Origin of the sequence: Pseudomonas sp. PDM32, assembly GCF_019219225.1 — a bacterium.
GTDB lineage: Bacteria > Pseudomonadota > Gammaproteobacteria > Pseudomonadales > Pseudomonadaceae > Aquipseudomonas > Aquipseudomonas laurylsulfatiphila.
The window spans coordinates 341,484-361,451 of record NZ_JAHUWE010000005.1 but is presented as its reverse complement, the minus strand read 5'-3'; the positions used below and the strand labels follow the sequence as shown (position 1 = coordinate 361,451).

The 19,968-nt window shown below is 59.5% G+C and carries 19 protein-coding genes; 8 read left to right on the top strand and 11 right to left on the bottom strand.

Translation table 11 applies throughout. The annotated features are described in order from the left end of the window. Nucleotides 1-3: 3 nt before the first annotated feature. The gene (cyoB, locus tag KW846_RS12275; RefSeq protein ID WP_007970371.1) at nucleotides 4-2,034 is read right to left on the bottom strand and encodes a cytochrome o ubiquinol oxidase subunit I; all 2,031 of its coding nucleotides are present in this window, start codon (nucleotides 2,032-2,034) and stop codon (nucleotides 4-6) included. A gap of 3 nt (nucleotides 2,035-2,037) precedes the next feature. Beyond that, nucleotides 2,038-2,973: a ubiquinol oxidase subunit II gene (gene cyoA, locus KW846_RS12270; protein WP_218480044.1), complete on the bottom strand. Its 936-nt coding sequence runs from the start codon at nucleotides 2,971-2,973 to the stop codon at nucleotides 2,038-2,040. A 27-nt stretch (nucleotides 2,974-3,000) separates the two neighbouring features. On the opposite strand from cyoA, the gene KW846_RS12265 reads away from it, so the two are divergent. Further along, the gene (locus KW846_RS12265; protein ID WP_007970369.1) at nucleotides 3,001-3,261 is read left to right on the top strand and encodes a hypothetical protein; all 261 of its coding nucleotides are present in this window, start codon (nucleotides 3,001-3,003) and stop codon (nucleotides 3,259-3,261) included. Nucleotides 3,262-3,812: 551 nt separating this feature from the next. On the opposite strand, the gene KW846_RS12260 is transcribed toward KW846_RS12265, so the two are convergent. Beyond that, nucleotides 3,813-4,322 (bottom strand): disulfide bond formation protein B, encoded by a 510-nt coding sequence (locus KW846_RS12260; RefSeq protein WP_007970367.1) that lies wholly within the window; start codon nucleotides 4,320-4,322, stop codon nucleotides 3,813-3,815. Nucleotides 4,323-4,599: 277 nt separating this feature from the next. Continuing rightward, nucleotides 4,600-5,781, bottom strand: coding sequence for an NO-inducible flavohemoprotein (hmpA, locus tag KW846_RS12255; RefSeq protein ID WP_218482405.1), 1,182 nt, complete (start codon nucleotides 5,779-5,781; stop codon nucleotides 4,600-4,602). A gap of 156 nt (nucleotides 5,782-5,937) precedes the next feature. Between hmpA and norR the strand changes: the two genes are divergently transcribed. The 4 genes from norR (at nucleotide 5,938) to KW846_RS12235 (ending at nucleotide 9,549) form a co-directional block, all read left to right on the top strand. Next, nucleotides 5,938-7,488, top strand: coding sequence for a nitric oxide reductase transcriptional regulator NorR (gene norR, locus KW846_RS12250; protein ID WP_104450997.1), 1,551 nt, complete (start codon nucleotides 5,938-5,940; stop codon nucleotides 7,486-7,488). A gap of 174 nt (nucleotides 7,489-7,662) precedes the next feature. After that, on the top strand, nucleotides 7,663-8,565 hold the full coding sequence (locus KW846_RS12245; RefSeq protein WP_007970363.1) for a chemotaxis protein CheV: 903 nt from the start codon (nucleotides 7,663-7,665) through the stop codon (nucleotides 8,563-8,565). A 3-nt stretch (nucleotides 8,566-8,568) separates the two neighbouring features. Continuing rightward, nucleotides 8,569-9,051, top strand: a complete 483-nt coding sequence (locus KW846_RS12240) for an N-acetyltransferase (RefSeq protein ID WP_007970362.1) — start codon at nucleotides 8,569-8,571, stop codon at nucleotides 9,049-9,051. Nucleotides 9,052-9,222: 171 nt separating this feature from the next. After that, nucleotides 9,223-9,549 (top strand): hypothetical protein, encoded by a 327-nt coding sequence (locus KW846_RS12235; protein WP_218482403.1) that lies wholly within the window; start codon nucleotides 9,223-9,225, stop codon nucleotides 9,547-9,549. A gap of 177 nt (nucleotides 9,550-9,726) precedes the next feature. On the opposite strand, the gene KW846_RS12230 is transcribed toward KW846_RS12235, so the two are convergent. Continuing rightward, complete coding sequence (locus KW846_RS12230) at nucleotides 9,727-9,984, bottom strand: hypothetical protein (RefSeq protein ID WP_218482401.1); 258 nt, start codon at nucleotides 9,982-9,984, stop codon at nucleotides 9,727-9,729. Between the two features lie 213 nt (nucleotides 9,985-10,197). On the opposite strand from KW846_RS12230, the gene KW846_RS12225 reads away from it, so the two are divergent. Further along, nucleotides 10,198-11,172, top strand: coding sequence for a D-glycerate dehydrogenase (locus KW846_RS12225; RefSeq protein ID WP_218482399.1), 975 nt, complete (start codon nucleotides 10,198-10,200; stop codon nucleotides 11,170-11,172). 185 nt (nucleotides 11,173-11,357) lie between these two features. Further along, entirely contained in the window at nucleotides 11,358-11,867 is a 510-nt protein-coding gene (locus KW846_RS12220) for a DUF2165 domain-containing protein (protein WP_218482397.1), read from the top strand. A gap of 27 nt (nucleotides 11,868-11,894) precedes the next feature. On the opposite strand, the gene KW846_RS12215 is transcribed toward KW846_RS12220, so the two are convergent. Next, nucleotides 11,895-12,797: a DMT family transporter gene (locus KW846_RS12215; RefSeq protein ID WP_218482395.1), complete on the bottom strand. Its 903-nt coding sequence runs from the start codon at nucleotides 12,795-12,797 to the stop codon at nucleotides 11,895-11,897. 151 nt (nucleotides 12,798-12,948) lie between these two features. Between KW846_RS12215 and KW846_RS12210 the strand changes: the two genes are divergently transcribed. Continuing rightward, nucleotides 12,949-13,824, top strand: coding sequence for a helix-turn-helix domain-containing protein (locus tag KW846_RS12210; protein WP_218480051.1), 876 nt, complete (start codon nucleotides 12,949-12,951; stop codon nucleotides 13,822-13,824). Between the two features lie 95 nt (nucleotides 13,825-13,919). Here the strand turns inward: KW846_RS12210 and KW846_RS12205 are convergent, their stop codons facing one another. From KW846_RS12205 to KW846_RS12185, 5 genes are all read right to left on the bottom strand, one after another. Continuing rightward, complete coding sequence (locus KW846_RS12205; RefSeq protein WP_218482393.1) at nucleotides 13,920-16,349, bottom strand: TonB-dependent receptor; 2,430 nt, start codon at nucleotides 16,347-16,349, stop codon at nucleotides 13,920-13,922. 215 nt (nucleotides 16,350-16,564) lie between these two features. Next, nucleotides 16,565-17,554 (bottom strand): FecR family protein, encoded by a 990-nt coding sequence (locus KW846_RS12200; protein ID WP_218482390.1) that lies wholly within the window; start codon nucleotides 17,552-17,554, stop codon nucleotides 16,565-16,567. Next, nucleotides 17,551-18,123: an RNA polymerase sigma factor gene (locus tag KW846_RS12195; RefSeq protein ID WP_218482388.1), complete on the bottom strand. Its 573-nt coding sequence runs from the start codon at nucleotides 18,121-18,123 to the stop codon at nucleotides 17,551-17,553. The genes KW846_RS12200 and KW846_RS12195 overlap by 4 nt, the downstream gene beginning before the upstream one ends. A 253-nt stretch (nucleotides 18,124-18,376) precedes the next feature. After that, nucleotides 18,377-18,784 carry an HPF/RaiA family ribosome-associated protein gene (locus KW846_RS12190; RefSeq protein ID WP_007970346.1) on the bottom strand — a complete coding sequence of 136 codons (408 nt, stop codon included), beginning with the start codon at nucleotides 18,782-18,784 and terminating at the stop codon, nucleotides 18,377-18,379. Nucleotides 18,785-18,998: 214 nt separating this feature from the next. Continuing rightward, nucleotides 18,999-19,946, bottom strand: coding sequence for a LysR substrate-binding domain-containing protein (locus KW846_RS12185; RefSeq protein ID WP_218482386.1), 948 nt, complete (start codon nucleotides 19,944-19,946; stop codon nucleotides 18,999-19,001). Nucleotides 19,947-19,968: the final 22 nt, after the last annotated feature.

Genomic DNA, 19,968 nt, shown 5'->3' with positions numbered 1-19,968 from the left:
GGTTTAAGCCTGTTCCAACGAGGTTTCAACACGGGTGGCGGTGGCCGGGATTTTCCCTGCCGCAACCAGACGCTTGTGCTGCTCGGCTTCGATGCGCTCGATCACGTCGACCGGCACCATATAGCCTTGATCATCACGGGCCGCGTGGATCGCGAAGTAGATCACGGTGCCTGCCAGGCTCGCGATCGCCAGCCACCAGATGTGCCAGATCATCGCGAAACCGAACACGGTCAACAGCGCGCCCATCACCACACCGGTCGCAGTGTTGTTTGGCATGTGGATCGGCTCGTACTTGGCCGGAACCTTGTACGCGGTGCCGTTTTCCTTGGCTTCGGTGAACGGGTCGACAACGTCGGCTTTAGGCAGCACAGCGAAGTTGTAGAACGGAGGTGGCGACGAGGTCGACCATTCCAGGGTGTGTGCATTCCACGGGTCACCGTGTTCGCACATGTTTTCCGGCTTGTTGCGGTCACGCACGCTGACGTACAGCTGGATCAGCTGGCAAGCGATACCCACGGCGATCATCACCGCACCGAACATGGCGACGTACAGGTACGGCACCCACTCAGGGTTGGTAGTGGCGTTCAGACGACGGGTCATGCCCATGAAGCCCAGTGCATAGAGCGGCATGAACGCGACGAAGAAGCCCGAGATCCAGAACCAGAATGCAGCCTTGCCCCAGCCTTCGTGCAGTTTGAAGCCGAACGCTTTAGGGAAGTAGAACGCGAAACCTGCGATGTAACCGAATACCGCACCGCCGATGATCACGTTGTGGAAGTGCGCGATCACGAACAGGCTGTTGTGCAGAACGAAGTCAGCACCCGGGATGGCCAGCAGTACGCCGGTCATGCCGCCGATGGCGAAGGTCACCATGAAGCCCAGGGTCCACAGCACCTGGCTGGTGAAACGCAGACGGCCCTGGTAGATGGTGAACAGCCAGTTGAACAGTTTCACACCCGTCGGGATGGAAATCAGCATCGTCGCCAGACCGAAGAAGGCGTTGACGCTGGCACCCGAACCCATGGTGAAGAAGTGGTGCAGCCAAACCATGAAGCCCAGGATCGAGATCGCGCCCGATGCGTAGATCATCGAGTGGTGGCCGAACAGTTTCTTGCCGGTGAAGGTCGAGATGACTTCGGAGAAGATACCGAACGCCGGCAGGATCAGGATGTACACCTCAGGGTGACCCCAGGCCCAGAACAGGTTCACGTACATCATCGGATTGCCACCAAGTTCATTGGTGAAAATGTGGAAATCCATGTAACGGTCGAGGGTCAGCAGTGCCAAGGTAGCGGTCAGGATCGGGAACGAAGCCACGATCAGGACGTTGGCCCAGGTGCAGGTCCAGGTGAAGATCGGCATGTCCATCAGCTTCATGCCAGGGGTACGCATTTTCAGCACGGTAGCGAGGAAGTTAACCCCCGTCAGCGTTGTCCCCAAACCGGATAGCTGTAGCGCCCAGATGTAGTAGTCCATCCCCACGCCAGGGCTGTATTGCAGGCCCGACAGCGGCGGATAGGCAACCCAGCCGGTCTTGGCGAACTCGCCGACGCCCAGGGACAGGTTGATCAGCACCACGCCGGAAACCAGCAGCCAGAAGCTCAGGGAGTTCAGGAATGGGAAGGCAACGTCACGCGCGCCGATCTGCAGCGGCACTGCAAGGTTCATCAGGCCGGTGAAGAATGGCATCGCCATGAAGATGATCATGATCACACCGTGAGCGGTGAAGATCTGGTCATAGTGTTCAGGTGGCAGGTAGCCAGGCGAACCCTCGGTGGCCATGGCCAGCTGGGTACGCATCATGATGGCGTCGGCAAAGCCGCGCAGCAGCATGACCATGGCGACGATGATGTACATCACGCCGATTTTCTTGTGGTCGACCGACGTCAGCCACTCGGTCCACAGGTAGGTCCACTTCTTGAAGTAGGTGATTGCAGCGAACAACGCCAGACCACCGAGCGCGATCATGGAGATGGTCACCATGACGATCGGCTCGTGGAACGGGATCGCTTCCCAACTTAATTTACCAAACATCGTTTACTCCTCTGCCCCGGCAGCTGAATGCGAGTTCATGTCCGTAGCGGCCACTTCTTTCTCTTTCTTCTCGTGGTGCACCTTAGGACCCGGTTTCATGCCTTCGTACTTGTCGACGATGGTCTGGAACAGGTTCGGTGTCACCGAGGAGTAGAGCTCGACTGGGTTGTTCTGGCTTGGCTTGGCAAGGGCTGCGTATTCAGCTTGTTCAAGCTGTTTAGGTGCCTTTTTGACTTCACTTACCCAGGCGTCGAAATCTTCCTGGGAAGTTGCGATCGCTTTGAATTTCATGCCGGTGAAACCAGCGCCGCTGTAGTTGGCGGAGATACCGTCCATTTCAGCGTTTTCGTTGGCGATCAGGTGCAGCTTGGTCTGCATGCCCGCCATCGCGTAGATCTGGCCACCCAGCGCAGGGATGAAGAACGAGTTCATCACGGCGTCAGAGGTAATGCGGAAGTTGATCGGGGTGTGCGCCGGGAACACGATCTTGTTGACCGTGGCGATGCCTTGTTCCGGGTAGATGAACAGCCATTTCCAGTCCAGCGCGACCACTTCGATGGTCACCGGCTTCACATCCGACTCCAGCGGCTTGTACGGGTCCAGAGCGTGGGTCGACTTGTAGGTGACGTAACCCAGGGCAATGATGATCAGCACTGGAACGGCCCACACCGCGATCTCGATCTTGGTGGAGTGGTTCCATTTCGGGGTGTAGGTGGCGCTGGTGTTGGACGCGCGGTATTTCCAGGCGAACAGGAAGGTCATGACGATGACCGGAACCACGACCAACAGCATCAGCAGCGTTGCGGTGATGATCAGGTTTCGCTCGTCCAGACCGACCTGGCCCTTGGGATTGAGCAAGGTCATGTTGCAGCCTGACAGCAACAACGTGCCGATCAGCGGCAATAAGCCTAGTAGTCTGGGGTACCTGTTTTTACTCATCTCACGACCTCTAAAGCAGCTTGCGCAATGCAGTTGGGTTTTGATCGCCAACACTTCACCCTGCCAAGGGTTGGCATTTTTCTTGGATTGAATAAGGGCATGCCCGTCGTGCGTCAGACGCTGTACGACAAATCCCGGGCCTGCGGTGAGTTCTTATTCGAATTCGTGGTCAAAGGCCTTGTTACAGACCAATTCCATTTGGTGCGGGTAGTTGGAGGCTCCGACACCTGGGCATCGCATGAAGCCACCAGACCTCTCGACACCCTGTTCCTGCTCACACCTGGTTAAGATTTGAGCAGCGTCGGGAATTCAGTGCGGGCGATTGTAGATATGTAGCGTTTTATAAACCATGTCTCATCCCGAAATAATTTTTATCCGAACCGGCAACAATCATTCACCATTTTCGCAAAAGTGGCGCATCTTATCGAAATTGATTCTCAACAAAAACACCAAAATAAGTAGGTCTTCCACCCGCAGTTCAGACAGTATCGGGGGCCTCCCTGTTGCCCTTGACCCTGCCAGAGGCCCGATATGACGGGGACTGCGGCCATTCGCCAGGCCCTGTTAAAACTGCCTGTTCGGGTTCGGAGCGGGAAAAAACGGGAGCCTGCAAAACAGCCCAATTTAGTTACGATTCCATGTGCCAATCCGGCTTCCATGAACGCCCTGCGACACCGACTCTGTGACAACATGTCGCACATATGTCGCACCCTTGGCTGCCTCACATCACGGTCTTTTTACCGGGTCTCTGGAATACGCTCGGCAAGACAAAAAAAGCCCCGTTCCTCTGTACAAGGAACGGGGCTTTTTTGTCCGACAATGTGTGGCGGCAGATGACCTCAGCGCAGCGCTTTGCGGTTACGCGACGTCAACAGCGGCACCAGCACCACAATCAGTACGAATGCCACCAGCGCCCACTGCGCCAGTGACAAACCGAGGATCGGCGGGTATGGCGTGGAGCAGAAACCATCGACCTGGAAACCCAGCGGGAAGATCTTCGCCAGCGGCAAGTCATCGACAATCGGTTGCAGCACATCGATGCCGCAGCTGACCGCCGGGTAGAACTGCGTATAGACGTGATGCCCGGCAACGCCTGCGCCGGCCAGCGCGCAGATCACCACCAGGGTTTCGAACACCGTGATGCTGCGACGGTTGCGCATGGCCGCGCCGATGAAGGCGAAGATCGCGATCAACAGCAACGCATAACGTTGCAGGATGCACAGCGGGCAAGGCGCCTCGCCCAGGACAATTTGCATGTACAGCGCGCCGCCGATCAACGCCAGGCAAATGATGCCCAACAACACCAGGTAGCGCCGTTCACGCCCCAACCGCATGGATTCATCGCTCATCGCGTTTCCCTTCAAGATTCGAGTGCCCGCCAGTCTACACGCTGGCCCGGACCTTTGAGAGTCTGGAGCATGTCCGGGGGATTCGGGGGGGAATAGACGACAAGGCGGTTAAGGAGGGATTAACTTTTCAGCTTTTTTCCATTCAAGACCGCGTCGCCTTCATCGCGGGCAAGCCCGCTCCCACAGGTTGTGTGTCGTTCACATCAATCTGGATCGACACAAATCCCTGTGGGAGCGGGCTTGCCCGCGATGAGGGCGACGCGGTCTCCGGTACTATTTATTCCAGCGCCGCTGCCGGCCCGAAGAACTCATAGCGGCTTTGCTTCTCCGGCACACCCAGTGCCTTGAGATGGTGCTTGATGGACGCCATGAAACCTTTCGGCCCCAGGAAGTAAACATCCAGGTCACGCTGCTCCGGCAGCCATGCATTCAACTGCTGCTGGCTCAACAAACCGACCTTGTGCGCCGCCGGGCTCACGCCGTCGTCCTCGGAATAGCAGTAGAAACGCTTGAGTTGCGGATGACGTTCGGCCAGGCCATCGATCCAGTCGCGGAAGGCATGCACACTGCCGTTGCGCGCGCAGTGGATGAAATGCACCGGCCGTTGGGTCTCCAGGGCCGCTTCGAGCATCGCCAGGGTCGGGGTGATGCCGACGCCGCCGCTGATCAGCACCAATGGTTTGTCGCTGGCGGTCAGGGTGAACTCGCCCGATGGCGGGAACAACTGGATGCTGGCGCCGACATGCATCTGGTCATGCAGGTAGTTGGAAGCGCGACCACCGGCTTCACGCTTGACACTGATGCGGTACTGGCCTTTGTTTGCCAGCGCCGACAGCGAGTAGTTGCGACGGATCTCTTCACCGTCGAGGATCAGTTTCATGCCGATGTACTGGCCGGGCTCTGCGGCCAGGATCGGGCCTTTGTCAGCCGGTTCGAAGTAGAACGACGTGATCTCGGCGCTCTCCTCGACCTTGTCCACCACGATGAACTCCCGCGCCCCGCGCCAGCCGCCGTGGGCCTGTTCTTTTTGGTCGTAAACGCTGGCTTCGGCACCGATCAGGATGTCCGCCAGTTGGCCGTAGGCCGCGCCCCAGGCCGCGATCACTTCCGGGGTGGCGATCTCTTCGCCCAACACTTCGGCGATGGCCCGCAGCAGGCAGCTGCCGACAATCGGATAGTGCTCAGGCAGAATCTGCAGGGCCACGTGCTTGTTGATGATCTTGGCCACCAGGTCGCCCAACTGGTCGAGCTGGTCGATATGGCGCGCATACATCAATACGCCGTTGGCCAAGGCACGCGGCTGGTCACCGCTGGCCTGGTGGGCCTGGTTGAACAGCGGGCGCACTTGCGGGTATTCGGAGAGCATCATGCGGTAGAAGTGCGTGATCAGCGCCTCGCCTCCGCTTTCGAGCAGCGGTACGGTGGATTTGACGATGGCACGGTCTTGAGCGCTCAGCATAAGGTGACTCCTGGTCTTCTTGGGTTGCTAACGGATTACCCTGTGCGTATCAGCTTTCGTGCCAACTATTTAATCGTTATAAATCAATAAGTTAATAACATAATAGTCATTTCGACACTGTCTGCTTTATAGTCATAGTGACTACATGGAGTCACTATGACTGCAAAACCTCTGCTCACCGCCTTGCTGCCCCTGGTCTCCGACCTTTCCCGCGAACTGCCCGAGGGCGAGCGTTATCGCCGCCTGCTGGAAGCCATGCGCGCCCTGCTCCCGTGCGATGCCGCCGCCCTGCTGCGCCTTGATGGTGAATGGCTGGTGCCACTGGCCGTCGACGGCTTGAGTACCGACACCCTCGGTCGGCGCTTCAAGGTCAGTGAGCACCCGCGCTTCGCAGCGCTGCTCAGCGGCCCCGGCCCGACCCGTTTCGCTGCCGACAGCGACTTGCCTGATCCCTATGACGGTCTGGTCGATGGCCTGGATGATCACCTGGAAGTCCACGACTGCATGGGTTGCCCCTTGTTCATCGACGAGCGCCCCTGGGGTCTGCTGACCCTCGACGCCCTCGACCCGGAACGCTTCGAGCCGATCGAACTGGATGCCCTGCAAGCCTTCGCCAGCCTCGCGGCCGCCACGGTCAACGCCGCCGAACGCATCGAGCGGTTGAACAACCGGGTCGAAGATGAGCATCAGCGCGCCGAGGTCTACCGCCAGGCCAGCGGTCAGCAGAATCGTGAGTTGATTGGCCAGAGCAAGGCCCACAAGCGTCTGGTCGAAGAAATCAGCCTGGTCGGTGGCAGCGACCTGACCGTGCTGATCACTGGCGAAACCGGGGTCGGCAAGGAGTTGGTGGCCCAAGCCATTCATGCCGCCTCGCCCCGCGCCGACAAACCGATCATCAGCCTGAACTGCGCCGCGTTGCCCGATACCTTGGTGGAAAGCGAGTTGTTCGGCCATGTCCGCGGCGCGTTTACCGGGGCGATGAACGACCGCCGTGGCAAGTTCGAACTGGCCAATGGCGGCACGCTGTTCCTCGATGAAGTCGGTGAGTTGTCGCTGACCGTGCAGGCCAAGCTGTTGCGCGTGTTGCAGAGCGGTCAGCTGCAGCGACTGGGTTCGGACCAGGAGCATCAGGTCGACGTGCGCCTGATCGCGGCGACCAACCGCGACCTCGCCGAGGAAGTGCGCAGCGGTCGTTACCGTGCCGACTTCTACCATCGCCTCAGTGTTTACCCACTGCTGGTGCCGGCCCTGCGCGATCGCGGGCGCGATGTCCTGCTGCTCAGCGGTTACTTCCTCGAGCAGAACCGCTCGCGCATGGGCCTCAACAGCTTGCGCCTGAACAGCGACGCCCAGGCCGCACTATTGGCCTACGACTGGCCCGGCAATGTACGCGAGCTTGAGCACTTGATCGGCCGCAGCGCCTTGAAAGCCCTGGGTAATTGCAAGGAACGGCCGAAGATTCTCAGCCTGAGCGCCGCCGATCTGGACTTGCCCAACGCCAGCGTTGAAACCGCTGCCGAGCAGCCTGTCGCCACCGTCACCCAAGCGCCAATCGGCGATTTGCGTGAGGCCACCGAGCGTTATCAGCGTCAAATGATTGGTGCCTGCCTGGAACGGCATAACAACAACTGGGCAAGCGCGGCCCGTGAGCTAGGCTTGGATCGGGCGAACCTTGGGCGAATGGCCAAGCGGTTGGGGATGAAATAAGCAAAGATTTCCGACAGAGAAATGCGATCCCTGTAGGAGCTGCCGCAGGCTGCGATCTTTTGATCTGCCCTTGAGTCATTGAAACTAAAGACTGCCCCCGACAAGTCGATAACCCGGCATCGAAGTCATGGCGATCCCGGGATTGCCCGTCACCTTTTTCCAGAGAAGGTTCATATGTCCTCCACCAAAGCCCGCGCAGACTCACTTTCGCTTCTGCTGTTTACGTTGCGCAGCGGCAAGCTGATGGCGATCAACCTGCTCAAGGTCAGTGAGATCATACCCTGCCCGCCGCTGACCCGGCTGCCGGAGTCACACCCCCACGTCAAAGGCATCGCCACCCTGCGCGGTGCATCGCTGTCAGTGATCGACCTCAGCCGCGCCATTGGCGAGCGCCCGCTGGAAGACCCGAACGGCGGCTGCCTGATCGTCACGGATGTCAGCCGTTCCAAGCAGGGCCTGCACGTGCAGGCCGTGAGCAAGATCGTCCATTGCCTGACCACCGACATCCGCCCGCCGCCTTTCGGCTCCGGTGGTTTGCGCGCCTACATCACCGGCGTGACGTCGGTCGATGGCACCCTGGTGCAGGTACTGGACATCGAAAAAGTCATCCACGGCATCGCCCCGGCACAAATCGAAATGGCGCCGACCGAACTGAGCATGGAAGACGCCGAACTGCTCGGCAACGCGCGCATCCTGGTGGTCGATGACAGCCAGGTCGCCTTGCAGCAATCGGTACACACCTTGCGTAACCTTGGCCTGCAATGCCATACCGCCCGCAGCGCCAAGGAAGCCATCGATTGCCTGCTGGATCTGCAAGGCACTGCGCAGCAGATCAACCTGATCGTCTCGGACATCGAAATGTCCGAGATGGACGGCTACGCCTTCACCCGTACCCTGCGGGAAACCCCGGACTTTGCCCATCTATACGTCTTGCTGCACACGTCGCTGGACAGTGCGATGAACGCCGAGAAAGCACGACTGGCGGGGGCAAACGCGGTGCTGACCAAGTTCTCTTCGCCGGAATTGACCCAGTGCCTGATCACTGCGGCCAAGGCTGTCGCCGAACAGGGATATTGAGCCTTGGCCGAGGACTTTTGCTGGCTGATGCGGCGCGACCTCACTGAAGTCGTGCCGTCACCCGATTGGCCAGCCGGCCTGCAACTGAGCGAATACCATCCCGAAATCGGCGCAGCCGTGCATCGATTGATGGAGTTCGGTTACCTCGAAGGTGGCGGTCGCGTGGCAGCGCTGGACATGTGGCAATGGCAATTCGAGAACGATCCGGAGTATGACCCGGCGCTGTGCTTCATCGCCCGGGATGCCGAAGGCATTGTCGGCGTGTGTCAGTGCTGGACCAGCGCCTACATCAAGAACCTGGTGGTGCATCCACGGTTTCAGGGCCGAGGATTGGGGCGTGCCTTGTTGTTGCAGGCGTTCAAGGTGTTCCAGCAACGTCGCGAAGGATTTGTGGACTTGAAGGTGCTGGAAGACAACCACCGGGCGCGGCGATTGTATGAAAGTGTCGGGATGCGTGCCGTTCGCCGGGAGCCGGTTCCAGACTGATACGCCGCAATCGCGAGCAGGCTCGCTCCCACAGGTTAGCCGTCGTACACACAATCTGTGGCAATACTCGGTCACTGTGGGAGCGAGCCTGCTCGCGATGAGGCCCACATAATCTGCGCCAAATCTTCAGGCATACTCACCTTTCGGCCACAGCCCAAGGACGCCTGAACCATGAAAGCAGCAACACTGACTTTTATCTGCCTCACCGCCCTCACCTCGCAGGCCCACGCCTCCAGCCCCGACGCCTGGGCCGCCTACGACAAGGCCGTACTCGCCAGTTGCACCAAGGCCAGCGGCCTGACGAACAGTAAACCGGTCGGCAACGCCGCACAGTTCGATGACCGGGTTGGCTATACCGCGCTCCTGCTCCAGGGCCAGTACCCGCAAAAGCACATGAAAGGCGCACAAGGCACCGAGCTGTGCCTCTACAACAAAAAGAGCAAAACCGCGTACGTCACCGAATGGGACTCCATCCGCCCGGCCGCCAAGGCCAATTGAGTGGTGCACATTTCGTTGCGGGCAGCTTGATCAAAAACCTGGGCTACCGGCAACGGCCCCATCGCGAGCAGGCTCGCTCCCACAAGGGATCTTCAGTGAACATGGAATTTGTGTACGACACCGACCCACTGTGGGAGCGAGCCTGCTCGCGATGACGGCAGGCCAGGCACTGGAATTTCAGCGCTTGCCCATCGACCGACGAGTCCCCGGCGGTGCCATGCCCGGCGTCTTGGTGTGGCCGTTCTTGGCTCCGTTCTTGTACCACGGCTGGTTCGAGCCTTTGGCTGCCGCCAGTTCGCCCGGCTTGAACGGGAACTTGAATGCCGGGATTTCGGCTTTGGTTTCGCTGTCGGCGCTGGAGTCGACGCTATCTGGCATCTCTACCTGCACGTCGCTCTGGGCGTCGGCGACCGACGGTTGTTTCGGGGAAGTCATGAAAGCTCCGGGTGATGCATGAAATGTCGGGCCCGGTAAGTGAGCCGCATGCCGCAGTATAAGAAGTACGGCAGTATAACGGAACGGCAGCGACAAGCTTCAATCGACAAGCTTCAAGTTAAAAACCATGAGAGCGGCTTTTAGACTTGCAGCTTGCCGCGTGAAACTTGTAGCTTGCTAAGCATTCTTCACCGCCCGACGAGCCCGCCTCCCATGAAAAAGACTGTCCTGGCCTTCAGCCGCGTCACCCCGGCAATGGTCGAACGCCTGCAACAGGATTTCGACGTCATCGTGCCGAATCCGAAAAATGGCGACATCAACGCCCAATTCAACGAAGCCCTGCCCCACACCCACGGCCTGATCGGCGTTGGTCGCAAACTCGGCCGCGCCCAATTGGAAAACGCCGCCAGGCTGGAAGTGGTGTCTAGCGTCTCGGTGGGCTACGACAACTATGATCTGGCCTACTTCAACGAACGCGGGATCATGCTGACCAACACGCCGGACGTGCTCACCGAAAGCACCGCCGACCTGGCGTTCGCGCTATTGATGAGCAGCGCACGTCGCGTCGCCGAACTGGATGCCTGGACCAAGGCCGGGCAATGGCAGGCCACTGTCGGTGCGCAGCTGTTCGGTTGCGATGTGCATGGCAAGACCTTGGGCATCGTCGGCATGGGCAACATCGGTGCCGCCATCGCCCGACGCGGTCGACTGGGATTCAACATGCCGATCATCTATAGCGGTAACAGTCGCAAGACCGCGCTGGAACAGGAACTCGGAGCACAATACCGCAGCCTTGATCAATTGCTGGCCGAAGCTGATTTCGTCTGCCTGGTGGTGCCGCTCAGCGAGAAAACCAGACACTTGATCAGCCATCGTGAACTGGCTTTGATGAAGCCGAGCGCCATACTGGTGAACATCGCCCGTGGCCCGGTGGTGGATGAACCGGCGCTGATCGAAGCGCTGCAAAACAAGCGCATTCGTGGAGCCGGGCTGGACGTGTACGAAAAAGAACCGCTGGCCGAGTCGCCGCTGTTCCAGCTGAACAATGCCGTGACCTTGCCGCACATCGGCTCGGCCACCCATGAGACCCGCGATGCCATGGCCAACCGTGCCTTGGCCAACTTGCGCAGCGCCCTGTTGGGCGAGCGCCCGCAGGACCTGGTCAACCCGCAAGTCTGGAAGGGTTGAAAAAAGGGCAGGCGTTATTTGCGCCTGCCTTTAATGCAAAGAATAAAACAATATCACTTTCAACCTGTCATAAAACTGCCTGAATACACACCCTGCAATTCAGTCAATAAACAAACAACAAAACAACCCGCTAGACTCTCCTTACTTTTCAAGGAACAACGAAAACAATAAAGGAGATCACCACTTTGAACCAACTTACGACAAGTAAAATCATACGTTTCAGCAAAGCCACACTAATGTTATTCATTAGCTTTTTTGGATTGCTGGTGATGTACAGCAACTTTACAGACTACGCAAGCAACTACGAAAGCATCAGCAGCATCCTGAATATGGAGAGCACAGGTGACGACGGGAGATACAACTACAGGGCCATTACCTCGCACATGCTCCACCACCGTATCTACTGGCTCATCATTACACTCGAGGTTATCTACACGATCTTCTTCATGATCGGAACCTGTTATCTTTATAAAAGTATGAACAGCAGCGCCGAAGAGTTTCACGAGTCCAAAAAGCCCGCGATCATTGGATTACTCATTGCGCTCTTGCTGTACTATGTCGGCTTTCAAGTTATCGGCGTGGAATGGTTCAACATGGACCAATCACACGTTTGGAGTTACAAAGACTGGACCCGGCACATTGTCGACTTCATACTTCCGCTGCTGATTTATATTGCGATCAGAGTCGAGGACTGAGGACTTCAGCGCTCGATGAACGTCATATCAAGCGAGCTTGCCACTCCCCTGAACCAAGCGTGGTTTGGGTTTGCGAAACACCAGTACGTTGCCCGACATAACCAACACCAGCCCCAACAGTGCCGGCATCGTCCACTGATAACCCTCGGCGAACGCTGATACGTTGAGCGCCACCACCGGAAACAGCACTGTGCAGTACGCCGCCCGCTCAGGCCCCATGCGGCCGACCAGTGTGAGGTAGGCGGTGAAACCGATCACTGACCCTGGAATCACCAGGTACAACAGTGAGCCGATATAACGCGCGCTCATCTCCATGTCGAAGGGAATTCCTTTGACCAGGCACCACACCGAGAGCATCGCCGCCCCGTAGGCCATGCCCCAGGCATTGGTAGTCAGCGGCTTGAGACCGGCCTTCTGTTGCAGGCTTGAGAGCATATTGCCCGCCGAGAAACACAAGGTGCCGCACAGGGCCAGACCAAGGCCGAGCAAGGTTTCCGGGCTGGCGGTATGCCCGGCCAGCTCCGGCCAGAACAGCAAGCCCAGCCCCAGCAGGCCCAGCGCACCGCCCATCAGCACGTTGCGGGCGATTCTCTGGCCGAAGAACACTCGCGCGTTCAGGGCATTCCACAGGGTGGCGGTGGAAAACACGACGGCCACCAGACCGCTGGGGATCCACTGGCTCGCGGTAAGGAAGCACATGAAGTTGACGCAGAACAGGCACAGGCCCTGAGCCAGGCAAATCAAGTGCCCGCGACGGTTCATCACTTGCAGGCGCCGACTGAGCAACAGGATCACGAACAGCACCAGCGCGGCGAGGCCGAAGCGATAGACGATCGACACGGGAATCGCCACCACGCCCAGTTGCCATTTCAAGGCAATCCAGGTGGTGCCCCAGATCAGCACGGTCAGCAGGTACAAAGAAAGGTTCATGACAAAGGCTCCTCGATAGGCGCCCAGTGTCCGGCGTCACGCCTTGGCGCACTTGCATAAACTTGCGCTTTTGTCTCGCGATGGGCTGGCAGGCGCACGTCTACGGAGTAGCATGCAGGGCGTTGGATGCTGGTGTTAGAGAGCAACGATCATGGCTGCACTGGATACCCTACAAGTCTTTCAAGCCCTCAACAGCTCGCCGAATGCTCGTCTGGAGCACAGCGCCGAGCTGGGTGACGGCATGTCTGCCGCTTTGTGGAGCAATCACCACGACGCCCGGGAATACGAGGCGCCCAGCCACCACACATTGTCCTGTTACATAGCCGGCGGCACCGGCACCTTCCGTCGCGGTCAGCCCGGCAACAAGGGCGGCCCGGACAAACTGTGCATCCTGCCGGCCGACCACCAGTCAGGCTGGGTGATCAACGGCGACATCCGTCTGGCACACCTGTACTTCAGCCCCGAACAATTTGCCCTCGGCTGCGTCACCCTGCTTGATCGCGAACCACGGGAAATGCAGCTGCGCGAGCAGACCTTTCTCGATGACCCGCAGCAGGCGCTGCGCTTTCGGCAGTTGATCCGCTTGAACTGGGACGAGCCGGGCGAGCGTCTGCTGACCAGCAGCCTGGCCCACGAACTGCTCAGCCATGCCCTGCTCAGCCAGGTCAACGCCCGGCAAGGCCTGCGCCTCAAAGGTGGATTGGCCGCGCATCAGCGCCGGCATCTGGTGGAATACATCGACAGCCATCTGGACCAGGCCATCAGCCTTGGTCAGTTGGCGGCGCTGTGCGCGTTGTCGGAGTACCACTTCGCGCGGATGTTCCGCGAGAGCCTCGGCTTGCCGCCCCACCAGTACCTGCTGGCGCGGCGCCTGAACCGGGCGCGGGAATTGCTGCGCACGACCTCGCAGCCACTGGGGGAGATTGCGCTGGCTTGCGGCTTCTCCAGTGCCAGCCACTTCACCAACCGCTTTCGCCAGGCTTTGGGCGCAACACCCGGCGAGTATCGACAGGCGTTTTTGCGCTAGAGCATTGCGATCCCCCTGTAGGAGCTGCCGCAGGCTGCGATCTTTTAATCCGCTACGGCAAGATCAAAAGATCGCAGCCTTCGGCAGCTCCTACATTAGAACTCCAGGGTGCTGGACAGCGTCACCTGCCGCGAATCGCCCATGGACACAAAGAACCGGCTCGCCGCCGAGGTGTAGTAGGTGCGGTCGAACAGGTTCTTCACGTTGAGCTGGAACTTGACCCTCTGCCCGTCGACCTGGGTGTCGTAGGTGGCGAACGCATCGGCCACGGTGTAGCTCGGCAGGTCGAAATCGTTCACCGCGTTGCCCGCGCGCTCCCCCACATAACGCGCCCCGGCGCCGACCCGCAGCTGATCACCGCCAATGACGCTGCCGAAGTCATAGACCGCCGACAACGAGCCGCTGTTCTTCGCCACGTTTTGCAGTTGATTACCCTTGTAAACCGGGTCTTCGGTGACTTCGGCATCGGTGTAGGCGTAGCTGCCGATTATGCTCCAGCGATCGGTGAGTTGACCGCTCAAGTCCACTTCCAGGCCACGGGAACGCACTTCACCAGCGGCGCTGTAGATTGTGGTCGGGCCTTCGGCGTTGGCCACCAGTACATTGCGTTTCTTGATGTCGAACAGCGCGATGTTGCCGGTGACGCGGCCCGGCAGATCAAGCTTGGCCCCCAATTCCCAGGACTTGGCTTCTTCCGGTGCGATACCGCCGTCAAGCACGGTACTGCTGCCGCTCAACGGCGCGATGGTCGAGTTGGGTTTGAACGATTCGGTGTAGCTGCCGTAGAACGACAAGGCATCGGTGTACTTGTACACCAGGCCTGCGCGCGGCACCCATTTCTGCCCGTTGCCGTCGGTGTTGGCGTGGAACGGCACGCCTTTGCCGGCGTATTGGTCGTACGCCTGGAAACGCGCACCGGCCACCAGAATCCATTGCTCGTTGAGGTGGATGGAGTCCTGCAGGAAGGCAGAATCGCTGCGCAGTTCATCGGTCTGCGCGCTGTCGGCCGGGCTGACGGTGGTGCCCGGCACTTCCTGGCCATAGATCGGGTTCACGTAGCTGAAGTTGGTACGGCTTTTCTGGCGGATCAGGTCTTCGCGATAGATCTTGCGGTATTCGTCGTCGATGCCGAACAGCAGGTCATGCTGCAGGCCGAGCACATACACGTTGCCTTCGAGGCTGGCGGTGGTGAATCGGTCGGTGCTGATCGCGTTCTGCGTGCCGTCCATGCTGCGGGTCAGGGTGCCCTTTTTGGTGTCGATGGCGGTTACGCGCACCTGGCTGGCGTCGTAGGTTTCGCGGTTCCAGCTATAGCCGAAATGGGCTTTCCAGTTGTCGTTGAGTTCGTGATCGGCCTCGACGTGATAGAGGTCCGAACGCCCTTCCATGTTGTTGAATGGCTCGTCGAAACGCTCGTTGCGCGAGATGTCCAGCGGGTGGTTGGTCCGTGGGTCGATCAGCGTGCCACGGTCGAACGGCGTGAGGAATTCGCGGTGCTCATAGGCGAACAGCAGCTGGGTGCTTTCGCCGTACCAGGCCAGCGACGGCGCAATCAGGCTTTCACGATGCACGCCGAAGTTGCGCCAGTAATCTTCGTCTTCGTAGTCCAGCACCATGCGGTAGGCCAGCCCGGAATCGCCGAGGGCGCCGGTGCTGTCGAGAGTGCCGCCGCTGCCGTTCTTGCCGTCGTCATAGCTCGAACCGCGCGCAGTCAGCGCGTTGTACTGCTCAAGTTCGGGCTTCTTGCTGACCATGTTGACCACACCGCCCGGATCCTGGATGCCGTACAGCAACGAAGCCGGGCCCTTGAGCACTTCGACCCGATCCACACTGGCGTTGAGACCACGGCCCTGCACGATCGGCATGCCGTCGCGCATGATCGAGCCGTTACGGTTGTCGCCAAAACCGCGGACCATCACCGAGTCCTGGGTGCTGCCCAGGGTATTGGCCTGGGTGATGCCACTGACATTGGCCAGGGCGTCATCGAGATTGCGCGGCGCCTGGTCGCGAATGACCTGGGCCGGGACGACGTTGATCGTCTGCGGGATCTCCTGAACCGGGGCCGAAGAGCGCATCACTGAAGTGGTGGGTGGCGGCTGGTAGCTCATGGAATCATCCATCACCGAGGTGATGGTGGTCGCGCCCAGGTTCAACGCACCTTCAGTAGGCCGCGGTTCCAGCGCCATGGTATGGCCGTCGGTGCGGCGGAACGTCAATCCCGAGCCGGTGAGCAGACGTTGCAAGGCCTGTTCGGCGCTCATCTGGCCATTGACCGCCGGCGCATTGAGGCCGTACGGCGCTTCATCGGTATAGACGACGCTGATGCCGGTTACCCGGCTGAAATCGCTCAGGGCCTGGGGCAGCGGTTTGGCGGCCAGAGAGAAACTGAACTGCGCACGAGGCTGAGTGCTGCCCGACTCTGCGGCCAGCACCAGACCAAGCGGCAACAACGCCGATGCCGAAAAGCTCAACGCAGACACACCCAACCATTGTTTGACCGAACCCGATTTTGCCCTGGACTTCATGACTCATGACCTGTGTAGAACCGCAACGGATGCGAATGACTCGCAGTTTCAGTCACTACACGAATGGCGCTCGGGTTTACCTCACAACAATTTGAAAATATTTTTTATTCAGGGTGATGTGGTGTTTGAACTGGCCCCTTCGCGAGCAGCTCGCTCCCACGGGTGAATGCATTCCAAATGTGGGAGCGAGCCTGCTCGCGAAATGGCCAGTCGCCTCAACGCAAAATAATCAGATGCCCCAACACCTGATGCTGCTCAAATCCCAACACCCCCTGCAACGAACTCAACACCGCCTGCGGGTTCCTGCTCGGGAAGCTACCACTGACCCGGCGTGCCGCCAGTTCATCGTTGAGCAACACGATCCGTCCGGGGTAATAGCGCCCCAGATCCCGCACCACATCGGCCAGCGTCGCCTTGTAGTAATTGAGCCAGCCCTGGCGCCAGGCCAACTGCGCTTCGCTATCCACCGCGTGGAGCTTTTGCGCCGTGCCATCGCCGTAGGCGACTTGCTGGCCAGCGGCGAGGATTTGCTGTTCGGCGTCCGGGTCCGCCGTCACCCCGACTCGCCCGGACAGCACCGTGACCTGTGCACCGTCGGGTTGCAAACGGACTTCGAACTGCGTGCCCAGGACGCGCGCCTGGCCTTTCTCGGCGTCCACCACAAACGGCTCACCGGTGTGAGTAACGCTGAAAAACCCGGCGCCGCGACGCAGTTGCACATGCCGCTCGCCGCGACTGAAATCCACGGCGATGGCACTGTCGGCATCCAGTGTCACCTGTGACTGATCGGCCAGAGTGACGGTGCGGATTTCCCCTGGTGCCGAGACGAAGTCCGCACCCAAGTCATCGATCCAGCGCGATGGCTGCCAGCCTGTACCGAGACAGACCATCAGCAGCAGACACGCCGCCATCGCCAGCGCACCGGACCAGCACCCGACCGTGCTGCGCCGAGACTTGTCCATGGCGTTGAGATAACACTGCAAGGCCAGGGCATCTTCATCGGCCAGCGTGCGCGCCGGCCCTTCGCTCAGCTCCCACAAGACCTGCGCCCGGGCATAGGCCTCGGCATGGGCGGGATCGGCCTGCAACCAATGACTGAAAGTCGCCTGATCAGCACTGCTGGGCTGGTCATGCAACAGACTCAGCCAGGCCAGCGCTGCCTGTTCCTGAGCGGGCGTCGGGGTGACGCGTTCGAAGTGGTTCACGGTGCTTTCCCTGGCGTACGCGGTTCGGGTTCCCGAAGGCTGGCCTTGCAGGCTTCGAGGGCGCGCATCATATGTTTTTCCACGGCACTTTGGGACAAGCCCATGGCCTTGGCGATCTCGGCGTATTTACGGCCGTGAATGCGATTGAGCAGAAAAATCTGCCGCGTGCGCTGCGGTAACGCGCGCAATGCGGTTTCGACGTGGCGCAGATCGTTGCCCGCCTCCAGCGCCGCTTGTGGTCCGCTGCCATGGCTGTCCGAAGATTCCACCAGCATGCCTTCGCTGGCCCGCACCCGGGTGCCCTCACTGCGCAAATGATCGATGGCGATATTGCCGGCGCAGCGCAACAGGTAGGTACTGAGTTCCTCGACTTGCACCAACGGCCGCCGCCAAAAACGCAGGAACAAGTCCTGAACGAGGTCCGCCGCCGTCGCGCTGCAGCCGACACGCCGACTCACCAGTGCTTCCATTTGCGCACGCTGGGAGAGAAACACCTGGAGAAAATGCGCACGGTCGCCGCGCTGTTGATCACGCTCAATATCGTAGGGGTCGGGTGGGAGAGTCATCATTGTTCAAGTTTCGACCTGGAGACCAAGGAGGCCACAACAGCGTCAGGGGGGCCGGCAAGGTCGCAATATTAATGATAAATATTCTCATATGCAAAAGATCGGGTGCAGCCCTCTATCTCACCCATTGGTTCACCGCAAACCTGGGTGTCCCCACAGCCCATGCCAACGACCATGAAATCCAAAAGTCACCGAAACGAAAACGGGCCTGCAATGCAGGCCCGTTCTGATGGGAAGGTAAAAAGTGAATCAGGTGTCAGCCGTTAAGCGCCGCCTGTTCGTTTTCCAGAAACTCTTCTTCCAGCAGCTGGTCGGCATGGGCGCCACTCTCGATGGGCACCACATTTGCTCGTTTGCCGCGTAATTTGCCGAACATATGCTCCAGCGCATGTTCAAGTTTGGTGGCTGCTCCGTCGATCGCCTGCTCCATGGTGGAGGCTTTATGGGTGACGGAAACCGGTTGATGGCCTTTTGGCCGCGCCTCCAGCTGGCAGCGCATGTCGTGGGGACCCGGCTTGTCGCCGTTCTCGTCCCGCAGGTGAACCTCGACGCGTGTCAGGTCCTCTTCGTAGCGTTCGAGCGTGCTCTCAATGGTCGTACGTACCCACTCCTCCAGTCGTTTACTGCCTTGAATATGGTTATCGCTATTGACTTGGATTTGCATAGTTCATCCCTTATTTCAGCTAGCTCGCGAGAGGCCGGTCAGCTAAGCCCTTGGGCGTCATCACCGTGACCTCTTGGTTACACAATCGGTCTGTACGCTGAACAATTCAACCCCTAAAAAAAGATAAATTTTCAATCGCAAAAAAAGCCGGACAACGGGTAAAAGCGCTGTTAAGGTCGGGAGTTGGGTCGCCCTGCTCTTGCGTAACAATTGCTCACATTTGCTGCTCCCCCAACGGATGCAGGCTGCGAAAAACCCCCGCTTCCTCCACCAACCAATCGTGCACCGCGCGCACACCCGGATGGCTCAATGCCCCCGGCGCGTAAAGCAGCATGTAGCGCTTGTGATTGGGCACCGCCAGGCCAAACGGCACGATCAACGCCCCACGTTCCAGCTCATCGTTGAGCAGCGTTCGTCGGGCAATCGCCACGCCCATCCCGGCGATGGCCGCTTCGATGGTCAGGTGATTGCGATTGAAGGTATGCCCGCGTCGAACATTTGCCCCTTCGAAGCCGATGGCGTTGAGATAAAACTCCCATTCCGCATATTCGTAGCTGCCGCGCCAGGCGGTGATGTCGTGCAACAACGGAAAGTGCATCAGGTCTGCCGGACCGTGCAGCGGCGGACGACCTCGCAACAGGCTCGGCGCACACACCGGGAAAATCTGTTCATCGAGCAAGGCTGTGGATAACAGGCCCGGGTAGCTGCCGTCGTTCAGGTCGATCGCCAGGTCGAAGTCGCCTTCATGCAACGGCACGCTGCTGTCCTCGGCCACCAGGCGCAACTGGATGTCCGGAAAGCGCTGCTGCAAGCGCGGCAGGCGCGGCGTCAGCCATTTGCTCAGGAACGACGGAATCGAACGCACCCGCAGAATCCCGCTGATCATGCCCGCATCCAGTCGGCGCAATTCCGCGTCGATACTGCCAAAGGCCTCGTTGACGGTGATGGCCAGGCGCTGGCCCTCTGCGCTCAGCTCCACGCCACGGGCGCGGCGGTGAAACAGGCGAAAGCCCAGGCGCTCTTCCAGCTGGCGGATCTGCTGGCTGACGGCTCCCGGTGTGATGTGCAGTTCTTCGGCGCAACGGGTGAACGACAGGTGCCGCGCGGCACAGGCAAACACGTTCAGCCAGACATAGGTCTGGGCATGTAATTGACGGCTCATCGTTTAGTCCTGCTAAATGATG